This is a genomic window from Pseudobacteroides cellulosolvens ATCC 35603 = DSM 2933 (assembly GCF_001262605.1).
GTDB classification, from domain to species: Bacteria; Bacillota; Clostridia; order Acetivibrionales; family DSM-2933; genus Pseudobacteroides; species Pseudobacteroides cellulosolvens.
In genome coordinates this window covers 321,130-345,455 of sequence record NZ_LGTC01000001.1, presented here as the reverse complement: position 1 = coordinate 345,455, position 24,326 = coordinate 321,130, and the positions used below count along the sequence as shown (strand labels likewise).

The window sequence follows — 24,326 nt, the reverse complement described above, 5'->3', positions numbered from 1 at the left end:
ATCAAGAAAAAATATTAAATGCTAAAAATCCTATTGAATTATATTAATTTATTCCTGCCAGGAGCATTTCAACAGCTACTCTGTCATTAATCCTACCGGTCTTTACTGCAACATCCAATTCAAGACTTTCTTCTACAACCTTCTTAAGTAGGTTTAACTCAAATTCCTTTGACTGCTTCATTATTTTACCTGCTATATATGGAGATACACCTATTTTTGCTGCTGCATCATTTATATTTGCACCTACTTGGGTTAAAAGCTTTATAGATAATAGCTGATTAAACTGTCTTGCAATCATGTATAAAATTTTGGGCATTGGTTCCTTTAAAACAACCATTTCTTCAAGAATAATATAAGCCTTTGTCCTATCTTTTGCTGCTATGGCATCAGTCAAATCGAAAATGCGGCTTTTTATGGATTTAGTACATACCTTTTCAACATCTTGTGGAGAAACTGTTTCTTTATTACCCAGAAAAAGAATTAGTTTTTCAACCTCATTATGAATTTCAACCATTCCCTGGTCACAGTTGTTTACAATCACAGAAGCTAATTCATTACTAATATTTTTGTTTTTAGCCCTAAACAATTTTATAACCCATTTTACCAATTCAGGCGGCTTTTGAAATGCGAATTCAACAATTAGTCCATTCTTTTTAATTATATCAATTACCTTGAGCCTTTTATCAATTTCCTCCTCTATAAATATTAGACAAGTGTAAGATGGAACACTTTGAATAAGCATAGCGAGATTGTCCTTCTTCCCATCTGTCTTTTCGCTGTCGGACTTTTTTGATGCCTTGAATATTCCTGAGTTTTTTACTAAAACAAGCTTTCTCTCTGAAAACAATGGGACTGTCTCACAATTGTCAGCAAGCTTACCTATGTCAACCTTGCCCTCCATAACAATTTTATTCATATCTCTCATATTGCCACCAATTATTTTGTTCTCAATTGACTCCAAGTATAACTTCTTTAAATACTCCTCATGGCCATAAAAAAGATATAGATTTTTAAACTTATTCGACTTTATATGTTCCTTTAGTATATCCAAACTCATTTTTTCACCTGTTTTATCTTTTTTGCTCATTATTTATTCTACAATGGTAATTGTACCATTAAAATTATACTAATTAAAGAGAAAAAAATATAAAAATGTCACTTATCATGAAAATTATGTCAATTCTTCACAATCGCCATACTTTGTAAGAGATAGTGCGTATAAAAATGGTGCATATCTTATATTAAAGTAAGACTGCAAATCAATTTTCTTAAAGCCCTTAAAACTCGGAAATACGTTAGCTTCAATTAACCACAGATTTTGGTTTACATCTATAGCAACATCAATACCAAATTCTGAAAAATGCTCTCCCGATTTATCCATATAATTGCAAAACTTTCGACAAAAAAGAACAATCCCTTCATAAAATGTTGTTGCTTGCTCTCCAAAAGACCTCTGAATCGCTTTATCAAAAGACAAAGCATAGCCTCCTCTGGAAATATTGGTCAGGTGGCTGCCGTTTTTTGAAACCCGGCACTCAATCCCTGAACATCTCCATATTCTGTCTGCTCTTTTTTGCATAACAACCCTTATATCAAAAGGACAACCATCTATGGTAGCCAATGATAAAAATTGTTGCAGCAGGTATTTATTAAATAGACTATTGTTTTGATTAAAAAATTCTCTAAGCTCATTGATTCTATAGGTTGTAACGACAGGTAACACCATTCTGTAATCAGTTACCTTGTAATTATACCCATCTTTTTCAATAATAAGAATTCCTCTTCCTCGTGACAAATCAATTGGCTTTAATATTACCCTCACATGTTTGTCTATAAAACTTATAATCTGACCAAAATCTTGTGTTAGCTGCGTTGGGGGAAGAAAATCACGTAGTTCTTCATTTTTATTCATATATTTATACATTTCAAACTTTGTAAATCTACAGGAATTGAAAAGTCTTCCACCCGTTTCTTTTATAAGCCTTTTTATATCATTGGAATTTGAGTGAAAATCCCTTCTGTATATAACCTCCGGAAGTGGGAAATAGCCATAATCCCAACTATGTGACAGGTTGTCATAATATAGCCCGAATGCTATACGTTTCTTCCAATTAACAGTCCTTGGAGAAAACGCATAGATAAGCCCTCCAACCTTATCATAAATTCCAAATCTATCCGAATATTTTTCCATATGCCTGGGGCTATATCTATAAATATTATTGCCCAATAAAAGTCCTATAACAGGCCCTATGGAAATTGCATTCCTCTCAACACAGATCCTGTACGTTATCATCTCAGGAACAAGCAGTTTATTTCTTAATCCAATGGATATCCCAATAATTCCGGGGTCTTCATATGTACTGTTTATACTCAGATCAAAAAATTCCGAATACTTTACCACAGCATTGACTGTCTTTCCCCCAAAACATACAAAGACTCTATTAGGATACATGCCCATCATTGATAACGGTAAGAAGATAATATCCTTATCCGATTGTTCCAGTTTAAATTTAACCCACATCATTTCCACCAACCTTATGTGAATTCTGACAAATGAAATCTATATTAAATGTGATTATTCTCTAATTTATGTGCAATTCAAATATATTTCGGTATATCTTAACCTATCTATATATATTAAAAATTGCTGACTTTATGAGTAGAAAATGTAAATAACCATTCAACTTTACATAATCACATGACAATATAAATTATAAGTGATTAATTATATATTTTAGAATATGCGAAATTAACATAATGTGATACTTTTTCATTTCATAAAGGAAATTAATCTCCCAGAGTCTTCCACACCTTAACATCTTTACCGTTAGTCCTCATCAATAACGTTCCGTGGATATCGGTCCTTAAAACTTTCACATTCCGATTCTTTAGCCTTTCTATTACAACATTCGCTGGGTGTCCGAAACTGTTATTCTTTCCTACACTTATAACTGCTATTTTAGGATCTACAGCTTTTAGAAATTCCTCAGTGGTAGAGGTAGCTGATCCATGATGTGCAACCTTTAATACATCAGCCTTTAGATCTGATTTATTTTCTAATAATATATTTTCAGTCTCTTTTTCGATATCCCCTGTAAAAAGAACAAATATGTCTTTATAATTGAGCTTAAATACAAGAGCACCGTTATTCTCAGGTGATTTGTTAATTTTGATGCCTTCTACAGGATTTAGAATCTTAAGGCTTGTATCATTATCAAGTCCAATAACATCCCCAGCCTTGCACGTCCTTGTTATAGTCTTTTGATGGCCGGCAAGGCCCAAGAGGCTTGCATATGGCTTTAAATCCATATTATGAGGTATAATCAGGTTATCTACCCTAATATCCTTTAAAACAGTCAATAGCCCCTGTAAGTGGTCATCATCCCCATGGGTTGAAACAACTAAATCCAGCTTTGTAATCCCATAGTCATATAAAAATGGAACAACAGTATAATCACCCATGTTATGCTTAAAATCTGTTCTGGAAGCAAACCCTCCTCCATCTATCAGTATGCTTTTTCCTTTGCTGGTCACTACAAGATGTGAATCCCCTCCCCAACATCTATAAACACCAATCTCATATCCTTCGGGAAAAAATACGATCCTACAAATAGAAGTAATATTGCAAATATGGATATAACATAGTATCTGGGCTTTAACTTTATATTATACGTAGGCCTAAGCCAAAATAAATATAGAATTGCAGTATGGTAGATTACGAAGCCCGGTATGGAAGGAGTAGCTATTTTTATTACTGCAAAAGGTATTTGTGATGATATTTTGGTTACATAAAGTATGAAGGATAGAAATGAATTGCATACAAGCCCTAAAAGCTCTGCGGGAACAATGCTTATTTGTCCTATTATAACCATGACTATACCAAGTATTGTTAGAACCTCAACCAGCGGAACTACTAAAAGGTTTGAAAGCAACGATATAATTGATATTTTGTTAAAATACATGGCACTTATAAGGACAACACCCATCTGTGCAGAAATGGTAGCAGCCAGGATATCAGAAATAAAAGAGGGCAAAAACTTAAAATCCAGCTTTCCTTTTAAATATTTATAAAACAGCACTAACGAAAGTGTTGCTCCAAACGAAAGCTGAAACCCTATGTCAAATAGCGTATATGGGTTATAAATGAGCAAAAGTATTACTGCAAATGATATGCTTGTAAAAATGTCCGTTTCTCTTTTCAAGAGTTGCCCCATAAGAATTATAACAGCCATTATAACTGCCCTTGCTACTGAAGGCGAAAACCCTGTTATGAAAAGAAACATAATGAGTATTCCAATTATTGTAATATTGGATAATTTTTGCGACAGCCTCATCTTTTTAAATACAAAAAGAAGGGGAAATACAATAAATGCGATATTCATTCCTGAAACCGCTGTCAAATGAGATAATCCGGCATCACTGAATGCATTTGCCATCTCCTCGCTCATATCCTGTGTATAGCCTATGAGCATACCATTTAGTAAAGACGCCTGCTCCTTTGGAAGACATAATTTCACCGTATTGGTTATACGTTTCCTTAAGCTTATTCCAACCTTTATCAGGGGATTAACACTTGATGAATTCCCAATCTCAATACTATCACTTTGGGCATACATGGTTGCTGAAATACCGGATTTAAGAAGATGACTTTTATAATCAAATCCTCCCGGTACTCTTTTTCCATCAGGAATATTGATTTTTCCATTAACGATAATGCTCATTCCGTAAACAAAAACCCGGGTTCCTGCTTTAAACGGAACTGTAAGGAGAAGCTTTCCATTTACTTTGTAACTCTTACCTTTGGCTATTATATCATCTGTTTTAATGGTATAAATTGTCTTTGATTGTTTGAAGTCAGGTTCGGAACATATGAATCCCGTTACCCGAACTTCTTCTCCACAAAATTCCATAAACTTATCTGAATTGATTTTATTTATAATTGTAAATTCTGCTGCACCTACTATAAAGAAAATCAGAATACTGGATAAGGCTATTGTATATTTTTTATCTTTACAATGGAAAATAACTGGGATAGAGATTAGCATAATTACTGCAGTAGCGATATACAAAGCTATAACGCCAATATGTGCAATGTATATACCAGCAATAAGGAACAACGAAAACAACAATAACGGCCTTTTCATAGTAGTTACCATGCCTCCATATAAAAATCACTAAGTAATTTTTCAACATTGATGCTTCGTCAAAAATACCCTTATACACATTAAGAAATGGCTAAATATCGAAAAAAAAGCTCCTTAAAAAGGAGCTTTAAATTTGGTGTTGTTATTTCAAAAATCTTCTTGCACTCATATAAGCATTAGAATAAAAGCCTTCACTAAGACTGCTTATAACAACTTTATGTGCATTTGAACCTGATGAAGCATGAATAAACATACCATCTCCAATATAGATTCCTGCATGGTTGATATAATTTCTTCCACCGTTGGTATCATAGAAAACAACATCTCCAGGCTTTAAGTTTGCTCTGCTTACCTTTGCCCCTTGTCGAGCCTGGTCAGCAGCAACACGTTCCAAGCTAATACCAAAATGGTTATAAACATATGAAACAAAACCTGAACAATCAAACCCCCTAGGTGAGCTACCTCCATAGACATACCTCACGCCTAAAAACTTCTTTGCATAAGCAACAAGATTTTGACGGACGTCAGAAGTAGCATTACTCGTTACTTCTTCCTTACCGTCATCGGAGTTATCTCTTTGCTGTCCTTCAGAACCTCTTGATGTAGTCTTTTTAGTTGAAGTTGATTTTGTAGAACTAGAAGTAGAGGATCCAGTTGATTTAGCATTGATAAAATCACTGAAAACCCAACCCACTTTCCCATCAGAAGTACGAACCTTATACCAATTACCGGAAGAACTTAAAACACTGACACTGGTACCTTTGTTGAAGGTCCTAAGTACTAGTGAGTCAGTACTTGCATTTTCTCTTAAGTTGACACGATCTTCGTTAATTGTTGCTGATTGGGATGAAACCTGTTTAACAGTAACGAACTCGCTGCTAACCCATCCTGTAATACCTTTGTAAGATATTTTGTACCAGCCATCCTTACTGCTTACAACAGTAACACTCATTCCTTTTTCCAACTGTTCGAGAACATCTGCAGAAGTACTTGGTGACTTTCTGATATTTAATATGTCACCCTTAACAACACCTGTTTTGCTACCTTCTGCATTAGCATAAGCAGCTACTGCACAAGACAACGCCATAGACACACTTAAACAAATAAGTGCCTTTTTGAAACCAAACATATTTTCCTCCTATTTATAGCTTCCGAAGTTAGCTGTCGGGTTCGGGTAATAGGATCACCCCTACTATCTTTCGATAGATTAACCCCAAAATATTGGTTCCTCCGTACCTCCCTATCCCAAGGGAAGATTCAGCTATTTATTAAGTTTTTTACTTCAATGATATTATATACATCTTGACATGGTTTGTCAAATCAAACCTTGTTTTAATGTTATTATTGCCTAAATCATGTAAAAATTTTATAGATTTTTCTTCATAATAATTACATTACACTGTTTATTGGAAATTTTTACACACTTCTTCTTTCTTATATACATATTAAACCCAAGTGCTTTCCAAAAGCACCTACCTTTAACATTTTCTTCTATAACTGCCAAATATGCCTCCGAAACATTTTTACAGTTTTTTAGATATGAAAGCCCTAAATTTATAGTTTCCCTACCATAACCTTTCCTTTGGTATTGCTGATCTATTACTACCATCCTAACAAAGACTTTTCTTTTGTTTTGAATCTCCAATTTACCCTTTATGATTCCTATCATTTCACTATCTTTTTTCTTATATATACCTGCAAAAAATTCGCTTTCCGATTTAACTGACTCTTCATATATTGAAACCAAATCACTAATCTCAACCGGCATATCTCTTCCCGTTGCATACTTAAAATGCTCTACCTTGCTATACCATGTTAGGATTTTTTCAAGATCATCAAAAGATATGTCCCTTAAATATACATATTCACCTCGTATATTCATTGAAAGCATAATTCCTCCGGATAGTTATATAAAAATGAAATTTATAAATTAAGAATGGCATTTAATATACTAATTTATTCGACATTTTTCTAAGAAACCCTTTTTATTTATCCTTTAACCATATAAATAACAATAATTGACATAACTATATCACTTGTGATTAAGTCCAATTTGATGGTCGTCATGAGAAATCGTAATGTGGATACATCATGAAGTCCTAGAAATAAAAGAAGAAAGCATCTGACAGCTATTGTGCCAAATACTTTCTTCTTATTCAATTAATTTTATTTCTTCAAGTCAAGGCTTTTAGAAATCATAGTAAATGCCTCTGCTCTTGTTACCTTTCCATTTGGTACAAACATGTTTCCCTTATAGCCATTAATCAATTTAATATCATAAGCTGTTGTAACATACCCTACTGCCCATTTAGGAATGCTCTTAGCGTCGGTAAATCCAAGTTTATTTGTAGATTCCTTATAACCAATGGATCTCACCAGCATTGCTGCCATCTCAGTTCTGGTCAGAATATTGGATGCCCTGAATGTCTTATCATTATAGCCCTCAATTATTCCAGCCTTGTATGCAGCATATACATATGGTTTTGCCCAGGATGGTATATTGCTGTCATCTTTAAACTTAACATCTGGTTTATCAACCAGCTTTAGACCTTTCATTTTAACGAAAACTACAGCTATCTCAGCTCTTGTTAACACTCCATTAGGTTTTATTGTTCCATCCTTATACCCTGTAACGATACCTTTCTGGATTAACTTAATTATATACTGCTCAGCCCAATGACCGCTGATATCAGAAGCTCCCGGATACTTATTAGTAGGTTGAATCACTACTGGTGTTGGTGTAGTCTTTGAAGTCGGTGTCTGTATTTTTATAGCAGTCGCTGTTGCTTTTGGTGTTGCAGTAGGTGTTACAGTCGCAGTAGCTGTAGGTGTCGCTGTTGGTGTAGCCGTTGGTGTTGATGTTGATGCAACGTATCCACCACCGCTACCGGAACCTGATGATCCTTGAGTTGATGTTGCTGTCTGTGTCGGTGTAACCGTTGGTGTAGTTGCAGATGTACCTGTTGGTGTAGCTGAACCTGCATCTGTTGGTGCTGGTGTTGCTGATGTATCTGTTGAAGTTGGTGTAGTCGAACCTGCATCTGTCGCTGTTGGTGTTGTTGCATCTGTAGCTGCTACTGTTGGCGTAACTGCAGCTGTACCTGTTGGTGTCTGTGTTGGTGCTGCTGTTCCTGTAGGTGTTGGTGTTGCAGCTGTTGGCGTAACTGCAGCTGTTCCTGTTGGTGTTTGTGTTGGTGCTGTTGTACCTGTTGGTGTTGGTGTTAATGTATTTGGTGCCTTAGTTGCTGTGTGTGTTGCTGTTGGTGTATTTGGCTTTGGTGTTGCTGTATTTGTTGGTGTTGGTATCGGTGTTGCTGTATTTGTTGGTGTTGGTATTGGTGTTGCTGTATTTGTTGGTGTTGGTATTGGTGTTGCTGTATTTGTTGGTGTTGGTATTGGTGTTGCTGTGTTCGTTGGTGTTGGTATTGGTGTTGCTGTGTTTGTTGGTGTTGGTATTGGTGTTGCCGTATTTGTTGGTGTTGGTATTGGTGTTGCTGTATTTGTTGGTGTTGGTATTGGTGTTGCTGTATTTGTTGGTGTTGGTATTGGTGTTGCTGTGTTCGTTGGTGTTGGTATTGGTGTTGCTGTGTTTGTTGGTGTTGGTATTGGTGTTGCCGTATTTGTTGGTGTTGGTATTGGTGTTGCTGTATTTGTTGGTGTTGGTATTGGTGTTGCTGTATTTGTTGGTGTTGGTATTGGTGTTGCTGTATTTGTTGGTGTTGGTATTGGCGTTGCTGTATTTGTTGGTGTTGGTATTGGTGTTGCTGTGTTTGTTGGTGTTGCTGTATTAGTTGATGTTGGCGTATTTGTTGGTTCCAAAGTTGGTGTACTTGAAGGAATATCTGAAGGTTCTGGTGTAGCATTACCCACAGCTACATAACCATTTGCAAAAGGCCCAACATGTATTGGAGGATTTTGACCTGGTTTAGATGGTTTTCCAGAAAATGCACCTATTTTTACAACTTCTATAGGTGAAATAACTTCTTTAGCATTAGCTTTAATCTTAAACATAATGTTTGCAAATACCCCTGAAGCAATAATGTTCATAGTACCTTGGGTTAGATCACTAAATAGGAAGTTTATAGTTTTATTATCCGCAAAATCTTTCACAGCGTAATTACACGAAAAGTTAAATGCAGGAAATTGTACTATCCCTCCAGCTTCAACACTAACATACTCTAATACATTATCATCAAAATCCACAAGAAAATCGCAGTTATTTACACTCATTGATACATTTTCAAAAGTAACAGGCACCGTAATTGTATCCCCTACATTGCCACTTACTTGTCCAACAACTATTTTGAGTCCTCCTGCAGTTTGATCTGCTGAAAAGGCAACTAATGAACTGTTACCTAAAATCATGAAGATCAAACAAAATACAAGTAACTTGCTTAACTTACTTCTTAACTTCATTTGTAATTCCTCCTATTATTCTCTTTAGATTAAATATTTATATAAAAAACCATAGCAAAATAAGGCAAATCACCATTGACTTTGCATTGGTTTTTGAAGACATAAAATTATCTCGGAAAATCAGAAATGTAATATGTACAAAACCCTTTACTTATGTAATACAAGGCATTTCCGAAAGTAACTTCCAAATACCCTATTGTTCTAGTCACTTTAACTTAATGTTTAACAATAGAGTGAACTGTCTTTCATTAAAACTCACAAACACAATACACATTGTAACATAAACCAATAAATAATTACAATAAAAAATTACAATATATTTACATATTTTGATTTAAACTGAAGTCATCTAGTTTGCAAATACAGTAATAGTAGCAACTCCAGCTTGTCCCCCTACAGAAACTACCCTACCAGCTATGGTAAAGTCTCTCTTGGGTAAAACCGTTGAAGCATCACTATATTGTTTTACATAATCAATAACAGGATTTATGTCAGTACTAGAGAACTTACTCTTTAGTATGCTTTCAGTTTCTTTATTTTGAATATCCAAACCCTTCTTTAAGTCAATGCTAATCATTATTTCAGCTATTTCAAAATCTGTTTTAACATTAACAGTCAGATTGTTAGGGATCTTATAACCTTTTACTTCTGTATAGGAAGTGGAAGTACTTGGAGCCTCGCCGCCTCCATTTGCCCGCTTAAACTCTTCAGGGTTTTCTCTATATTCCAATGCACGAATTACCATCTCACTAACCTCTGCCCTCGTTGCTGTCTGCATTGGCTTAAATGTCCTTGCCCCTTCCTTACCATATCCTCTTATAAGATACTCATTGAAGGCTGCATCTATCCATTTTGAATCGATGTTCTGAGCATCGGAAAAAACTGAAGTACCTGAAGTCGAAGGCTCAATTTTTAATAGCTTGCATATCATTTTTGCCATATCTTTTCTTTTCATGCCGCTATTATAATTGTAGTTGTCTCCTTCCTCAATCACTCCTAATTCCTTTGCCCTTGTTACATAATTTGCATACCATTGTCCCTTCGCAAGCTCTTCCTTATATCCTGCAGCAGCTAATAATAGCTTTGTAAATTCTGCTACCTTAATCTGCGTTTGGGGCCTAAAGGTTCCATCTTTATAGCCGTCTATACCCTGCATTCCTACCAATTTTGACAAACTTTTCACATACCAGTGTGACGATTTAACGTCAGAAAACTTTTTAGTCGTGTATGTAACCAACCTGTCAAGTTTTGCCTTCACAACTTCGATTGTCGGTGCCTGTCCATCTAAAATGGATTCTAAAGTATCACCGGCTGCAAAGACATTTAAAACACCGCTTATAAGTATGCACAGTGTAATAAAAATTGATAACACCTTTCTCATTTTCTTAACCACTCCCTTTTAAAATTTAATATTAGATTTTTAATGTCTCTCGACAATAGTTAAGCATTAAAAATGACAGCATGTATATAAATAGGCCTTCACTAGAATACCATAATAAATAATAATTGTAAATTTTTATTCAACTAATTTTTTATAATATTTTTCCCCCATTCAAAAATAATAAGTTATTTATAATTAGGCATAAAAAATTTTCTTTTATGCAAACTCATAAATAACCTTTTATAAATGAATAACTAAGCATTAATAATCATTATGAAATTCGCAACCTCTGTATATTATATTATACAACAAATATTTTACTTTTGGTCATTATTTCGAAGGGACTGGGGAAGAATTTTCTGCATTTGGCGTTGGAGTACTGGAACTTGCTGAAACCAAGCCTCTAGGCTCTTCCTTTACTTCCATCTCATCTTCTTTTACCACATAGTCCTTATCTTTATAGAATGGTTTTCCTCCATCGTAATTTATAGTCCCATCCTTTAAAGTTCCATTTAAAGTATTTGTCATTTCTTGACCATTCATTTTTTCAGTGTTAAATACGATCTCCTCACCATTTAATGAATATCTGCCTGTAAAAACCATCTTGGACGTGTTACCGTCTTCAATGGTAGTAACAAATGTTCCGTTACTTTTCAAAAGTATTGATGAGTTGTAATTCGTGTACATACCAACATGTGCAGGCAACTTACTATTATTAGCAGGTGAATTACTCTCTTTTTTGCTTTTGTCGCTGCATGAAGTGAATAACACCATGATGCATAGCAGCGAAACTACAGTTAATAAAATTTTTTTAGCCACAATACCCCACCTTTTCATCTATTTTAGGAATTATTAATATATAACTTCCGCTATAATTTTCGCCACATAAGTTGACCTAACTCGTCAACACTCGTGTAGAAATCGGTATTAACATTTTAATTCCTAAATTCATATTATATAAAGCACCTAACATTATTTAGTTTACCAGCAATTAAGCTTCCTGTCCATAACGTTATTTACCCCAAAAACTAAAACTAAAAAGAAACATGTCTACTAGTGATATTATAGTGCCTCCCAAAACAGCATAAGAAAACCTGAAAAGTCCATTTTTGTCATTAGTAAAATCCTGATATTTATCAACTTTCATTAACACAATAGTAGCTTTAATGTAATTAAATAGAATCTTAAATCTTTGTAATACATTTTTTCTTAATAATAAAATTGTTACAGATATAAATCCTCCAACTAGAAATGAATAAACAAGACATACTGCAACAAATTTACATCCCATAATGGCACCTATGGCACAGTAGAGTTTAATATCACCTGCACCTAACATCCTTAATGTAAAAAAAATAAAAAGAACAATTATCGGTATAAAAACTGCGATAATTGTATCTTTTAACCCATGTATGCCGTAAAAATATGTGTTTATGACAATTCCAAATATTACTGCTGGGTATGTTATTAGATTTTTTATTTTAAACGACCTTATGTCATTATAAACAGCTAAAGCTATAACCATAAAAAGTAATGCAATCTTTACTTCCATTAAATCGTCATCTCCTTTTTGAAATGCCCTTAATCATTTCCAATAGAGTTTTTGCAAAACTCTTTGATTGTGGGTATACCAAGATCAGTGAGATATTATCCCTCTCTCCTCTCCTTTTTACAAATGATATGAGATCCCCGGCAAGCTCTTCACTATATGACGGTTTTTCTCTTAATAACACTGCTCCCTTTCGCAAATCATTTTCATTTAATTTATCATAAAATCCATCACTGCAAATGAGAAATACATCTTCTTTTTCTATAATACCCCTATTTGTATATACGTCTACCTCAGTAAACACTCCTAAACACTGGGTTAATATATTCCTTTTGGGATGGTTTTTAGCTTCTTCATGGGTAATATATCCTGAAAGCACCTGACACGCTACCCATGTATGATCATAAGTCAACTGCTCAACTTCCTTCCCAATTCTATAAACTCTGCTGTCACCAATATGCTTTATCAGAAACTCAGAATTATATATAAAAAGAACAGTTAGTGTAGTACCTGCTTTATCTCCTACTTGAGAAGCATAGCAATATATCTCACTATTAACTTTATTAAAAAGCTCCTTTAAAGAAACATCCAAATCTTCAAAAAGATTTTTGCTATTACTATTAAGAATATCCGGAAGATAATCATCCCACCATACATTAAGAGCGTCACACGTCATCCTGCTTGCCACTTCTCCATGGGATAGCCCTCCCATTCCATCGGCAATCGCGAATATTCCATATGTAGAATATTTGTTTTTCCCTATCCTTATAAAAATGCTGTCCTGGTTTACAGTTTTAACAATGCCAGCATCAGTTGATGAAGAATAATACAAAGTCATATCTGACATAACTAACTCCTAAACACTAAAAATTCAAACTCCAAATTGGCAATCCCTATTATATCGTGATTTTTTATCTCAATTTCAAAATTGCTCTTGATCCTTTCGGAATTGACATATGTGCCGTTGCTTGAGTTTAAATCCTTAATAAAGAAATGACCATCTCTTTTTATGATTTCAGTGTGAATTTTACTGATACTTGTATTGTTAATCTCACAATCAACCTCAGATTTGAGCCTCCCAATCAAAAAGCTGTCCTTATTTATTATTATTTTCATATTCTTTCCATCGTTTTTGCCAATCAAGTATGGGTGATTTTGACTTTCCTTCAAAATCACTGTATCATCCTTACAATTATCATAAAGGATTTCAGTACCTAAATCATTAGCCAGCATTCTTCCAACTGCATCACATTCAATTTCTCCCAGTCCTGTATATATCTCTTTGTTTCCTGTATGTTTTTCTTTGTGACCTTTACCATCTTCCTTAGTTCTTGTTTCATTTTGATTGTCCTTTGAACTTATGTAAAAAGATCTGCTTTCCGTTATATTTGCCGGTATCATTTTGTTCTTATCAAATAAATTTCTCATAATGAGAAAATCAACAGCAGCTAATACTATTGCAACACCCAGTATAATGCTAAAATCCTGACCCTTGCTTTTTAATACACCAATTATAGAAATCGCAATTATAATTATAACTAATGCCTGCAGTCCAATTGCAGCATATATGGACTTCTTTGGATAAATCAATGCTGTGTCTCGACTACTGCTTGAATTAACTCCTACCGGAATGAATGTATTATTTGGCTTTTGATCTTTCAGCTTGTTTGTACCTGCAGAGGGAGGTATATTTATGGCAGCCTTTTGATCACCTGCAGCTGCCTTTGGAAGCTTAATCTCCTGGGAATTATCCCTTTCCTTAATTAGAGTACATTTTTGCTGCACAATTTTATTTTTGGTATCATTTTCCGGAGCAAACTCCTCTGAAATGCTTCTGTTTGAATCAAACTTTGATTCCGTCTTATATCGAAACCCTGTTAAAAAATTTATAAACTCCTTTATGCTGAATATATCTTCCCGTAACTGAATTCTTATTCTCTGAAGAAATCCCAGATCCTCACATTCATCTATCCTCACAAGATCATCAATCAATTTCTTTACAAATTGTACAAACACATCTTTAAAGCTTACCTGGAAGTTTACAGGTATATAAATCAGGGATGCATCCAAATTCGCAGGATTTACATATATCATGTCTTCATCAATTGCAAAATTTTTATCATGTGCATAATAGTTTTTACAGTCCAATATAGTTTTGCATATAGAAATCAGGAGGTCTAAAAACTCATCCTTCTTAAGATTTTTTCTTTTAAGCAGTTTACTTAATGTAATTTTTGAGGTTATATTGTAGAAAATCATATATTCGTTATTCTTAACTCTTAATGACAGCGGTACAATGTTTACATGAGGGTTTTGTTCAATCATTTCAATCTGAAGTTTTTGTAGCTTATCCTCCTCTAAATTTCTAAGTACCAAATAGCTTGATGAAGAATCACTTTCAAATTCAAACCTGAAAAGGTCCTTTAGATAGCTCATATATGACCCCACCTTTTAATTAGTAATTACCAAAATATAACTTATGTTATATTTCAATTATTCCTTAGTTCCCTCAAAATATAGACACCAGAAACCCGGCCAATATAAATGGGCTGAACGGCAATAATACTTTTTTGTCCATGTGCCTTATAACTATCAGTATAATGCCTGCAAGAAAAGTAAACAAAAATGCAATAATTATTGTAGTCAATAGATCACCAGGCTCTAAAAAAAGTGCCGAGCATGCCAAAAGTTTTACATCTCCAGCACCTATTCCGCCTCTTGAGGTCTTATAAATAACACAAAATACTCCTGTAACCAATAAAAGCATTATCAGCATTCCAATAAATGCATCAGTTGTTTGTATAAACAAGTTAATAATCAGCCCAATAATCATGAATGCAGCTATTAGCATATTAGGTATCTGCTTACTACTAAAATCCTCCATTGCAACAGCTAACATAAATACTGAGTATAAACAAAACTTTACAAGCTCATTAAAATTTGCTGCCTTGTAATAGATAAACAGGTACATGGCTACAATAAAAATTTGCATCAAATAATAGCTTGCGTCCTTAAAAAAAACACTTTTGTAATCTTCTAAAATATCACCGGACAGTGCCTTTCTGCTAACATAAATATTCAGAATATTTCCAGCAATTATACCTACAAGTACCATCAACATGTAATACATAAGTCCTCCTAGGATTCCTTTGCTCTCTTTTCAATATATTCCTCAATGGTTAGTTTGACTCCTGGTTTACCGGAATTAAGCTCAGTTTCCAAACCAGTTATTTCAGCAGTTTTTGTACCTTTTGGGATAATAATTCTAACATTCCTGTTCTTTATGGAAAACTCTGTTTTTTTCCCATTTTGGATTACCACTACCTTGCTGTTATAATCTTTAGTCAGGTTCACTTCCGATACAATTTCCTTTTTCAGCTTATTTATATCACTGTATGAAGATAGTGTTACATCAATACTTCGCATGTTGGTAGCGGTTCCAGTATTAACATCAAATATATCAACAGCTCCACCTGTTCTATTTATTACATTTCCGCCAAACCTTCTGATTATCTCATTTCCTCTGGCAAGTGCACCCAGATCCCATAGATTATCTTCTTCCCCATCTTCATTCTTTGAATCTTCATCCTTATTTTGAAGCCTCTTGGAATGTTGTCCGTCACCATCAAGCCAACCAACAACAAGTGCCTTTTGCTCTATTCTTAGTTCAGGAATTATTGGCAGCGGTGTTATTGGCTCTATTGTGTAGCTTACAACGATTTTTATTGTCTTTTTATCCTTAAACAGGGTTGTCCCTGTAAAATCCAAGCCATCATATCCACCTATTATATTTAGCTTTTTTAAGACAATGTCCTCATCATAAATATCGGTTGCAATATGTTTTCTCATCATAATTCTTACAATTATTTCAGACAATTCCTCCCTACCGCTCTCTAAAAGTCCATGGGCTACAAGTGCAGAAATACTTGCAACTTCTTTCTTAATTCCTCCCTTCCATCCATTCGGATGCCCTCTAATCTCGTTGTATATACCTTTAATTTTCTCAACATCTACCTTTCCATCGTTGTATAACCCCTTTACCTCTTCAAAATTGAACTTATCCACATCATTTGACAAATTCCCAAGTTTGCCTATTTTATCATTTACTGAGTTTACAGTCTCTAAAACAGTATCGATACGGGATGCCGCGGTTGCTTCATTCTCAGTTAAAAGGTCCTCTGTACTGTCATTTAACGACTGAAGCTTACTGACTGAATAAAGATAACTATATGATGAAATTTCTTTAGCTGACTCGTCAAGTGCATGCTGAATTATGGAATGGATATATGCCACCCTGATAAAATAAGCTATTGTAAGAACTACAAGAATTACAACAGGCAGTGCACATGCAGCTTCAATTGTAAGAGAACCTCTTTTTTTTGCTGGCATTATCATAAAATACCTCCTAATACCCCTTATAAACTATATGAGATATTTTATATCTGTCCTTATACGTTCTAGGCATAAACGCTGATGTCATAAATAAATACTTAACGGAAAAGGCTGTTTCAACTCTCAAATAGGTATTACAATCAGAAAGCTTAAATTCTTTTCCTGTCTCCTTCTCCATATTAAGCTGAACAAGATCCTGAATTCTCTTTATTTTCTTATCAGGGTTTACAAGAAGGAGAAACAGCCTTAAATAGCCTGTATAACCCATCTTCAAAATATTGCCTTTAACATTTACCTTTGCAGTGTAATCTCCGGTAGAAGTTGATTTTTTAAGTGTTGAACCTTTGGACTTGCCACCTATGTTATCAATAAAAGAGCCCAACTTTTCTTTTATTTTTGCCTTTCCTGAATTCTTGATGCTATCAATCTTCTTTGATACCAAACCGTTTATTTTCTCTGTAAGGTTTGCACCTGTTGACTTGAATTTATCCAGTAGCAAATTGTCTATACCTGCCAATAGCTTTTTTCTTAAATCTTCCTTAGCTGTTTCAATGGATTTCTTTATCTTTCCAATTGTCTCTTCTTCAATCTTGTCAAGATTGGCCTTTAACTCCTTTTCCTTCCTGCCTAAAAAATCTATCCCTGTACTTTTTAATTCTTCAAAATATTTCTTTTCCTCATTCCTTAGTTTATCAATAAGGAATTTATAACCATTCTTTTGCAGTTCCTTTTCAATCTCCGGAAAATTATTTTTTACGGTATCATAAATGTATTTATTGATATGGTCCATTAGTCCGTCAGCCGCATCTTCATACTTCTCTGAAACATCGTTGTTTAATGCCTCTATGGAATCCCTTAATTCATCAAATTTACCCTCTGTTTTCCCAATTTCAGTAAAAATTGCATTTTCAAAAGGTTTGAAAGCCGAATCCAATACCTCATCCACCTTTTGATTTATGGATTTAGTTATTGAATCTGTAATATTACCTGATACATCTTTAACCTGGTCTGTTATTCCCTTCTCTATTGATTCAGCCACCTTGTCGGATGTATAATCTATAGCTTCAAAGGCTTTATCCTTGACCGCAGCCTTTGCCTTATCAATAACCTGCTTCTTTACGTCACCTGTTAATATTCCGGTCAATGCCTTTGCAACACCTTTTCCGCCTGAGTCAATACTTAAAACCCAATCACCACTCAACTTGAATATGGCTATCTCTTCACCCTGCAAAAGCTTGTAGACATCTATCATGGATTCTGTAAAAGACCAGGCTAAAAGTATTAGGGTCTGTACCAAAGGTACTCCGAATATCGTCCAGCCTGCAACAGCAGTAGCAAATTCCAGTGCTGTTGCAACCTTTTTAGGATCAGTGTAAATTGATACAGAATTAAGTGCCCATCTTACCAATAGTATCTGGCCCTTCACCCATATAAGGTTTTCTGTTTGTGAACTGCTTCCGTGAAGAATATATTCCAATTCTGCCTTGTCAAAAAAAGTTTCATCGCGGGTTGACATTTTGTATCCTGTCAAGTCATATTGAAAATTCCCTTTAGAATCAAGCTTCCCAGTAACTGCATTCTTAAAAATACCAAGGGAATATTCACCTACGTACAGTTCATCCCTCATGCTTCTAAGCCCTGAAGAGATAATGTTTGTCAAATTTTTTATAACAGATAATGCTTCCTTTGATTTATTTGCTTTCTTTGCTTTAAAGTCCATATCAAAGTCTGACTTGCCCTCATAATCAGGATTAAATTTGCTTTTCTCTGATATTATTTTAATTTGATCCGATATAAGCTTGGTATCAATATTTATCAGATCTTTTATATCCTTTATACTATCCTTAACACCATCTTGAGAAGGAAGTCCATTTTTAGGAAAGCTATTTTTTGACTTTTCATCGCCTTTTTTAACCTCCTCCAAAAGAGCATTTCCTTCCTTTTCTATGTCATCCTTAACAGCCTTTAAAGCCGTTCTAGGGTCATTATCCTTACTTCCTGTATCATCTGTTTTTTTGATATAATAATTAACTTTCGGTACACCTTCAAGGAGCTTTTTTATCTTTTCAAATGACAGCATGCCCTTCACCCTGGCTTCCAAATCGGAAGGCAGGCTGCTTGTTGTATCAAATGATACAGATTCCGGGTTTATTTCTGTTACAGTTTTTTTTATTTCTCTATATATGTTTCTGCATTCCTCAATTTCCTGCTCCCTTTGATCAAGAACACTTGTATCAATTGCCTGCTTTTTACTCTTAAGATCAGTCCTCATGGACTCACCGAATGAACTGGAATCTTCTTTTATAGCTGTACCAAGCTCATTAGCCATGCTGGCTGCTTCTTTCGACTTGTCCTTTATATCTTTTATAGCTTTTTTAGCTTCATTATAGGCCTTATTTTCGATTAGGTCATTTTCAATATGGCTTAATAAATCCTCTTTTATTTTTGCTGCATTCCTATTAAGTCCAGGAATTGTTTTGTTTTCAAGCTCATCTATCTCATCTTTTAGTGCATCAACGGATTTTGTATAGTATTTAAGTCTTTCCTCATATTCTTTTATTGCTTTCGGATCTGTTGAATTATTTACAGGAGGAGTCATATTGCTAAGTTGTTTTTTCTTATCCGACAAAAGCTTTTGTTCCTTAATTCTATTGGATATGCTTGCAGCAAGAGCATCAATCTTTACTGATATACTGTTGTTTTTAACGAGAAAATTTATCTCTAAAGCCTTATTTGATAAGGTTTCTGTACCTTCTCCCGCCTCGGACAATTTTTCATCAATGTCCAGCTTCCTCTCTAGTATCTTGGTTTGCTCTCCTAAATCCTTAAAAGCCAAAAACTTATCTAGGAACTGGTCCGCAACCTCCTTAGGAGCCCTGTATTTCATAAACTCGAGAATCTGTTGTTTAAATACAGCTCCTTCAGAGAGGTTATATAAAGGGTTTACTTTAATATCATCAACCTTATAATCAAAAAAGTTTAACGGCTTGCTGTTTTTCTTATCTTTTTCATCAGTCAATGTCGTAGAAAGAAGCTTCTCATCAAGATCCTTAGCAATGGCCTCTTTGATTGCAGCTGGGTCGTTGTCGGCAATTGCAAAAAGTCCATACAACTCTTTCAAAACATTATTATAATAGGTAAGCTGTGACATGGCAGCAGAATCAATAGCTGTCTTCGTCTCCTCCTCGGCAACCCTCATTCTGCTTCCATCCACCAACGCCCCTGATAAAGCCACAAGTGCCAGCAGCACTATGCATAAAAATATTGATATTGCCCCACGAGTCTCCCTAATAAAACGCATCATAAGACCTCACCCTATTCCAAAAAGCTTTTTAACTTGCCCGAGAGTTTATCAAAGGTACCGGTAACCTTCTCAACAATACCTTCAAGTTTTCCCCCTGTCTTTTGATCAATTTCCCTAACACTATCTATAACAAAATCGGTATTTCTCACAAACTCAACAGGATCATTTACTACAGACTCCGAACTTGCAGATATTTTAAACTCCAAATTAAATCCAAATGAATTGAGCATATTGGAAATCGGAAGAGTATATTCCTCTTCTATGGTTACTTTTAGCTTTTTGTAGATGACATAGTCGGCTAGGTCGCATTTTACATTTAACTTGTTATCTGTATATTTCAAAGTCATTTTACCCCTGTCTTTATCAAAAACCGAATACTTTGAAATATTACTCAAAACAAAACTATTCACCATTTCATACTTCTTTTGCTTTTCCTTACCAGAAAGGAACTCTCCAATCCTCCAGTAAAGTGATGTATTGCCAAGACTTTCTCTATCGATAAATTCCAAGTACATATCTTTTGACGGGTTGGCCCAAACAGCAGCTCCCCTCTCTGCAGCAGTGTTCGCCAAGGATTTTATGTAAGCTTGCTGGTACAGCATAAAACATATATAAACAAGCACAATAAGGCTAATAATCACAGCAGGAACTATTAGTGCTGCTTCAACCGTCATGCTGCCCCTATTCGGTTTTAAATCAAGCTTACGAAATAGATTCAACTTTTCATCAATCCTTTTAAATAGTTATATTAATATGTTATTAATCTTTTAATTGAAGAAGCAAATAACCGATTTTATCAAGATTTTTAATTGACAAATGTAATATTCGCAAATTCTAATTAATCCTGGATTTTACTGCAATAAATATACTATTGCAGTAAAATCCGATGCCAAGTCTAACAGTTTAGTTGGGATTTGCTGAAGAAGATATGTTATAACTCGGTGTACCTGTTGGTTTTTCAACTGCCTTGTCACTGCCTTCAAATAATTTTTTCAAAAGCTGATCAAGGAAGCTGAATATGGCTCCTCTAAAAATAATAGCCAATCCTACCAATACAGCTATAATGATTACTATCTCAACTGTTCCTAATCCTTCTTCCTCTTTAAGAAAGCTTTTAATAAGGGATTTCATGTTTACTTCACCTCCCTTCAAAAAACTCTAGTTAGTACTTACTTAACATACTTTTGGTTTTACTCTATCTTGTTTTACACACTATCTAGAAGTCCAAGGATTGCCGGTGTAACAACCACAAGAACTACAGCTAAAAACATAAACATCATAGGAAATAACGCCTTTGACGAAGCCTCTTCCCCGAGCCTTTTTGCAGCGTGTTTCCTGAGCTCCCAGCACTCTCTTGACTGGAATTTCAATATGTCTACCAATTCTGAATTTCCCTTTTTAAGATTCTGCGTAATTACAGACACAAACTTTGTTACCTCAGGAAGCCTGCATCTTTTGGCGAACTCTTCATAAGCACCTATCTCAGACTTCCCATTTGAAATATCCAGCATAACGTTCCTTAGCTCAACATAAAGTGGCGTATCTTTTTTTATATCGGTAACAATTCTTGTCCATGCGTTTGTTACTGTCATACCTGCATTAATTAAAAGTGTAAGGGAGTTTAGAAAATCGGGAAAATCAATCTGCATGGAAAGCCTTCTCTTATCTACCTTCTTATCCAAATCCTTATCAAAGGCATAAGCAACAGCAGCCAGAATAAATAACGAAAAAATAAGCAGTTCAACATTTATTTCACCCATTGCTGCATTTATAAAAAGCATAAATACTAAAAGCATAAGTTCGAAGGTTATTTTATTTGCCCAGTGCACCCTTAGGTAATAATGAGCATAAACCCCGCCATTAAGCTCTGCTGTTTTGTTTAAGAGATTCCTGTCATACTTTGTTCCATACTTGTAGTTGAATTTATCCATAACCCAAAAGCCTATTGAAAGAAACTTTTTCAATCTGAATTCCTTTTCATCTAAAGGCTCTATGAATTCACTGTATTTATTTCTTGATACCATAAAAAGAGATGCAAACAATAGTAGAGATGCAATAAAAACTATTATCATCCTTACGCCCCTAAATTTTTATATCCATTATTTTTTTCATTATCATGTATCCTGAGATAATAAAAATAATAGCTATTGTCATTACAACTCTGCCTAATACAGTTGTAAATACAGGTTCCATGTATTCCTTTTGTGTTGCGGAAAGAAATAGGATCAAGGCTATCGGCATTATAGAAAGTACTTTCTGCTCAAATTTTTTCTGTGCAAGGATTGTTGTTATCTCCTGTTTAACCTCTATTTTGTCATTTATAACATTTGATGTGTTTCTAATTATCTCAATAACGTTTCCGCCTCTTTTATTGCAGGTCTGAAGAATTGTTGCGAAGCTTCTGACATCCTCCAGTTTTGAACGGTCGGCAAAATCAGCTAATACGTTTTCAATCTGCTCATTCATATCAAGCTTTCTTTGCATATATTGAATTTCTTTAATTATCAATGTTTCTTCGTTGGGATAAATTATACTGAGCTCTTTTAAGGATTCCTTAAATGCGGTTTCAAGTGCCTTGCCGGACCCAAGAGAGGATGAAATTGAATAGAGCAGATCCTTAAATTGCAGGTTTAGCTCATTTTGCCTTTTCTCAATAATTTCTCTTGTCCGAATTTTAGGATATAATAAGGCAAAAGGGGTTATCAACAAGGATACAATGACATTCTGGTAAAATATAAACCCCAGCCCGAAAAGAAATATTGCTGCCAATAAAACATATATAAGCTTCTCTTTTCGTGACATATTATAAACACTATAATCAATAGCACCATATGATGGTATAGGGCTGTCCTTTTCATATTTTATATTTAAATCTTCAGTATTCATAATACCTCCGCTTTAAACTTCTTGGTTTAAGCCTGCAAGCCTGAATTTTTCCATATGTATCATGCTGTTTTTGGTTCTTTTAAGGCACCCGCAAATCCGACCATCTTCCAATTCCTTTTCTTCTTCAAAAACATAGATTGGATTTAAGATAATTTCTCCGTCTTTATAGCCTGACACTTCCGATATTTCCACTGTCCTTCTGGATTTATCCCTTAGCCTGGACAAATGGACTATAATATCTATAGCAGAGGCTATCTGCTTTCTTATTGCCTCAAGAGGTATCTCGGCTCCGGTCAGCACCATCGTTTCAAGCCTTGAAAGCATATCTGCTGCGGAATTGGCATGACCTGTAGATAATGAGCCGTCATGTCCGGTATTCATTGCTTGAAGCATATCTAAAGCTTCCCCTCCCCTGACCTCGCCAACAATAATTCTCTCAGGCCTCATTCTTAGAGACGTCTTGATAAGTTCCCTGATAGTTATGGCACCTTTCCCTTCAGTATTGGCGTTTCTGGTCTCCATCCTGACAATGTTTTCAACACCTTTTATCTGAAGCTCTGCTGAATCTTCAATGGTTATAATTCTTTCATCTTTGGGAATAAAATTTGATAGTGCATTAAGAAATGTCGTTTTTCCGCTTCCTGTCCCACCGCTTATAAATATGTTGTACTTTGCCTTAACCATATTCTCTAAAAGCCTTGCTGTCTCATCAGTTAAAGATCCAAGTTTTACAAGTTGATCTACTGTAAACGGTTTCTCAGGAAACTTACGGATGGTAATAATGGGACCGTTTAATGCGATGGGAGACATAACTACATTGATACGCGACCCGTCTTGAAGCCTTGCATCTACTATTGGCACTGCTTCATTGACGGTTCTGTCAACTGCCGAAACAATATTTCTTATAACATTCTCAAGCTTTTCGCTGCTTTCAAACCTGGTCTCAAGCTTTGAGACTTTGCCGTCTCGTTCAATAAAAATATTGTCGGGACCATTTACCATTATTTCTGTAATTGATTTGTCATCGATGAGAGGTTGGAGTACATCCAGCCTTCTTATTGAATTGAATATGTTTTCTACTATTTCTCTTTTCTCTATGGGCGATATATATATATCAGTATGTTTTTGAAGCACTATTTCTTCAATTTTTTCTTCAATTTCTTCATCGCTTAATTCTGTATTAAGGGAGTTTAATTTTAACCTTGCCAACTCCTTCAGTTCTGCCGTAAGTGCAAGCTTTTCCTCAAGGATCAA

Annotated in this window: 20 protein-coding genes and 1 riboswitch; all 20 genes read right to left on the bottom strand. The window is 34.9% G+C overall.

Going from position 1 to position 24,326, the window contains the following annotated elements; translation table 11 throughout:
* Positions 1 to 43 precede the first annotated feature (43 nt).
* Positions 44 to 1,087: a DNA polymerase III subunit delta gene (gene holA / locus Bccel_RS01620; RefSeq protein WP_242853227.1), complete on the bottom strand. Its 1,044-nt coding sequence runs from the start codon at positions 1,085 to 1,087 to the stop codon at positions 44 to 46.
* 84 nt (positions 1,088 to 1,171) lie between these two features.
* A complete protein-coding gene (locus Bccel_RS01615) occupies positions 1,172 to 2,524 on the bottom strand; it encodes a YheC/YheD family endospore coat-associated protein (RefSeq protein WP_081927324.1) in 1,353 nt (450 codons plus the stop codon).
* Positions 2,525 to 2,787: 263 nt separating this feature from the next.
* Entirely contained in the window at positions 2,788 to 3,534 is a 747-nt protein-coding gene (locus Bccel_RS01610; RefSeq protein ID WP_050752985.1) for a ComEC/Rec2 family competence protein, read from the bottom strand.
* On the bottom strand, positions 3,534 to 5,144 hold the full coding sequence (locus tag Bccel_RS01605; RefSeq protein WP_050752984.1) for a ComEC/Rec2 family competence protein: 1,611 nt from the start codon (positions 5,142 to 5,144) through the stop codon (positions 3,534 to 3,536). Before Bccel_RS01605 ends, Bccel_RS01610 begins: the two co-directional genes overlap by 1 nt.
* 142 nt (positions 5,145 to 5,286) lie before the next feature.
* Complete coding sequence (locus tag Bccel_RS01600) at positions 5,287 to 6,273, bottom strand: C40 family peptidase (protein ID WP_036946242.1); 987 nt, start codon at positions 6,271 to 6,273, stop codon at positions 5,287 to 5,289.
* A 1-nt stretch (position 6,274) separates the two neighbouring features.
* A riboswitch (cyclic di-AMP (ydaO/yuaA leader) is annotated at positions 6,275 to 6,417 on the bottom strand.
* 93 nt (positions 6,418 to 6,510) lie between these two features.
* A complete protein-coding gene (locus Bccel_RS01595) occupies positions 6,511 to 7,035 on the bottom strand; it encodes a GNAT family N-acetyltransferase (protein ID WP_036946240.1) in 525 nt (174 codons plus the stop codon).
* Between the two features lie 275 nt (positions 7,036 to 7,310).
* The gene (locus Bccel_RS29465) at positions 7,311 to 9,560 is read right to left on the bottom strand and encodes an S-layer homology domain-containing protein (RefSeq protein ID WP_050752983.1); all 2,250 of its coding nucleotides are present in this window, start codon (positions 9,558 to 9,560) and stop codon (positions 7,311 to 7,313) included.
* A gap of 349 nt (positions 9,561 to 9,909) precedes the next feature.
* On the bottom strand, positions 9,910 to 10,941 hold the full coding sequence (locus Bccel_RS01585) for an S-layer homology domain-containing protein (protein WP_036946233.1): 1,032 nt from the start codon (positions 10,939 to 10,941) through the stop codon (positions 9,910 to 9,912).
* Between the two features lie 330 nt (positions 10,942 to 11,271).
* Positions 11,272 to 11,760 carry a hypothetical protein gene (locus Bccel_RS01580; protein ID WP_036946231.1) on the bottom strand — a complete coding sequence of 163 codons (489 nt, stop codon included), beginning with the start codon at positions 11,758 to 11,760 and terminating at the stop codon, positions 11,272 to 11,274.
* 193 nt (positions 11,761 to 11,953) lie between these two features.
* Positions 11,954 to 12,493, bottom strand: a complete 540-nt coding sequence (locus Bccel_RS01575; protein ID WP_036946230.1) for an A24 family peptidase — start codon at positions 12,491 to 12,493, stop codon at positions 11,954 to 11,956.
* Positions 12,494 to 12,500: 7 nt separating this feature from the next.
* Positions 12,501 to 13,337: a PP2C family protein-serine/threonine phosphatase gene (locus Bccel_RS01570; RefSeq protein WP_036946228.1), complete on the bottom strand. Its 837-nt coding sequence runs from the start codon at positions 13,335 to 13,337 to the stop codon at positions 12,501 to 12,503.
* Between the two features lie 2 nt (positions 13,338 to 13,339).
* On the bottom strand, positions 13,340 to 14,926 hold the full coding sequence (locus Bccel_RS01565; RefSeq protein WP_036946226.1) for a DUF6382 domain-containing protein: 1,587 nt from the start codon (positions 14,924 to 14,926) through the stop codon (positions 13,340 to 13,342).
* A 73-nt stretch (positions 14,927 to 14,999) separates the two neighbouring features.
* Positions 15,000 to 15,620 (bottom strand): prepilin peptidase, encoded by a 621-nt coding sequence (locus Bccel_RS01560; protein ID WP_081927320.1) that lies wholly within the window; start codon positions 15,618 to 15,620, stop codon positions 15,000 to 15,002.
* An 8-nt stretch (positions 15,621 to 15,628) separates the two neighbouring features.
* Complete coding sequence (locus Bccel_RS01555) at positions 15,629 to 16,885, bottom strand: TadE/TadG family type IV pilus assembly protein (protein ID WP_036946222.1); 1,257 nt, start codon at positions 16,883 to 16,885, stop codon at positions 15,629 to 15,631.
* Positions 16,886 to 16,895: 10 nt separating this feature from the next.
* Entirely contained in the window at positions 16,896 to 20,186 is a 3,291-nt protein-coding gene (locus tag Bccel_RS29460) for a DUF5702 domain-containing protein (protein ID WP_152965891.1), read from the bottom strand.
* Between the two features lie 11 nt (positions 20,187 to 20,197).
* Positions 20,198 to 20,905 (bottom strand): TadE family protein, encoded by a 708-nt coding sequence (locus Bccel_RS01545; RefSeq protein WP_152965890.1) that lies wholly within the window; start codon positions 20,903 to 20,905, stop codon positions 20,198 to 20,200.
* A gap of 184 nt (positions 20,906 to 21,089) precedes the next feature.
* On the bottom strand, positions 21,090 to 21,317 hold the full coding sequence (locus tag Bccel_RS01540) for a Flp1 family type IVb pilin (RefSeq protein WP_036946219.1): 228 nt from the start codon (positions 21,315 to 21,317) through the stop codon (positions 21,090 to 21,092).
* A 74-nt stretch (positions 21,318 to 21,391) separates the two neighbouring features.
* Positions 21,392 to 22,258 carry a type II secretion system F family protein gene (locus Bccel_RS01535; protein WP_036946217.1) on the bottom strand — a complete coding sequence of 289 codons (867 nt, stop codon included), beginning with the start codon at positions 22,256 to 22,258 and terminating at the stop codon, positions 21,392 to 21,394.
* Positions 22,259 to 22,268: 10 nt separating this feature from the next.
* Positions 22,269 to 23,072, bottom strand: coding sequence for a type II secretion system F family protein (locus Bccel_RS01530; protein ID WP_036946215.1), 804 nt, complete (start codon positions 23,070 to 23,072; stop codon positions 22,269 to 22,271).
* A 12-nt stretch (positions 23,073 to 23,084) separates the two neighbouring features.
* Positions 23,085 to 24,326: a TadA family conjugal transfer-associated ATPase gene (locus Bccel_RS01525; protein ID WP_036946213.1), complete on the bottom strand. Its 1,242-nt coding sequence runs from the start codon at positions 24,324 to 24,326 to the stop codon at positions 23,085 to 23,087.

What these genes read in the sequence shown, in the direction of transcription:
- holA (WP_242853227.1), bottom strand. Translation starts at nt 1,087, where the DNA reads ATGAGCAAAAAAGATAAAACAGGTGAAAAAATGAGTTTGGATATACTA.
- Bccel_RS01615 (WP_081927324.1), bottom strand. Translation starts at nt 2,524, where the DNA reads ATGATGTGGGTTAAATTTAAACTGGAACAATCGGATAAGGATATTATC.
- Bccel_RS01605 (WP_050752984.1), bottom strand. Translation starts at nt 5,144, where the DNA reads ATGAAAAGGCCGTTATTGTTGTTTTCGTTGTTCCTTATTGCTGGTATA.
- Bccel_RS01600 (WP_036946242.1), bottom strand. Translation starts at nt 6,273, where the DNA reads ATGTTTGGTTTCAAAAAGGCACTTATTTGTTTAAGTGTGTCTATGGCG.
- Bccel_RS01595 (WP_036946240.1), bottom strand. Translation starts at nt 7,035, where the DNA reads ATGCTTTCAATGAATATACGAGGTGAATATGTATATTTAAGGGACATA.
- Bccel_RS29465 (WP_050752983.1), bottom strand. Translation starts at nt 9,560, where the DNA reads ATGAAGTTAAGAAGTAAGTTAAGCAAGTTACTTGTATTTTGTTTGATC.
- Bccel_RS01585 (WP_036946233.1), bottom strand. Translation starts at nt 10,941, where the DNA reads ATGAGAAAGGTGTTATCAATTTTTATTACACTGTGCATACTTATAAGC.
- Bccel_RS01575 (WP_036946230.1), bottom strand. Translation starts at nt 12,493, where the DNA reads ATGGAAGTAAAGATTGCATTACTTTTTATGGTTATAGCTTTAGCTGTT.
- Bccel_RS01570 (WP_036946228.1), bottom strand. Translation starts at nt 13,337, where the DNA reads ATGTCAGATATGACTTTGTATTATTCTTCATCAACTGATGCTGGCATT.
- Bccel_RS01565 (WP_036946226.1), bottom strand. Translation starts at nt 14,926, where the DNA reads ATGAGCTATCTAAAGGACCTTTTCAGGTTTGAATTTGAAAGTGATTCT.
- Bccel_RS01560 (WP_081927320.1), bottom strand. Translation starts at nt 15,620, where the DNA reads ATGTATTACATGTTGATGGTACTTGTAGGTATAATTGCTGGAAATATT.
- Bccel_RS01555 (WP_036946222.1), bottom strand. Translation starts at nt 16,885, where the DNA reads ATGATAATGCCAGCAAAAAAAAGAGGTTCTCTTACAATTGAAGCTGCA.
- Bccel_RS29460 (WP_152965891.1), bottom strand. Translation starts at nt 20,186, where the DNA reads ATGATGCGTTTTATTAGGGAGACTCGTGGGGCAATATCAATATTTTTA.
- Bccel_RS01540 (WP_036946219.1), bottom strand. Translation starts at nt 21,317, where the DNA reads ATGAAATCCCTTATTAAAAGCTTTCTTAAAGAGGAAGAAGGATTAGGA.
- Bccel_RS01535 (WP_036946217.1), bottom strand. Translation starts at nt 22,258, where the DNA reads ATGATAATAGTTTTTATTGCATCTCTACTATTGTTTGCATCTCTTTTT.
- Bccel_RS01530 (WP_036946215.1), bottom strand. Translation starts at nt 23,072, where the DNA reads ATGAATACTGAAGATTTAAATATAAAATATGAAAAGGACAGCCCTATA.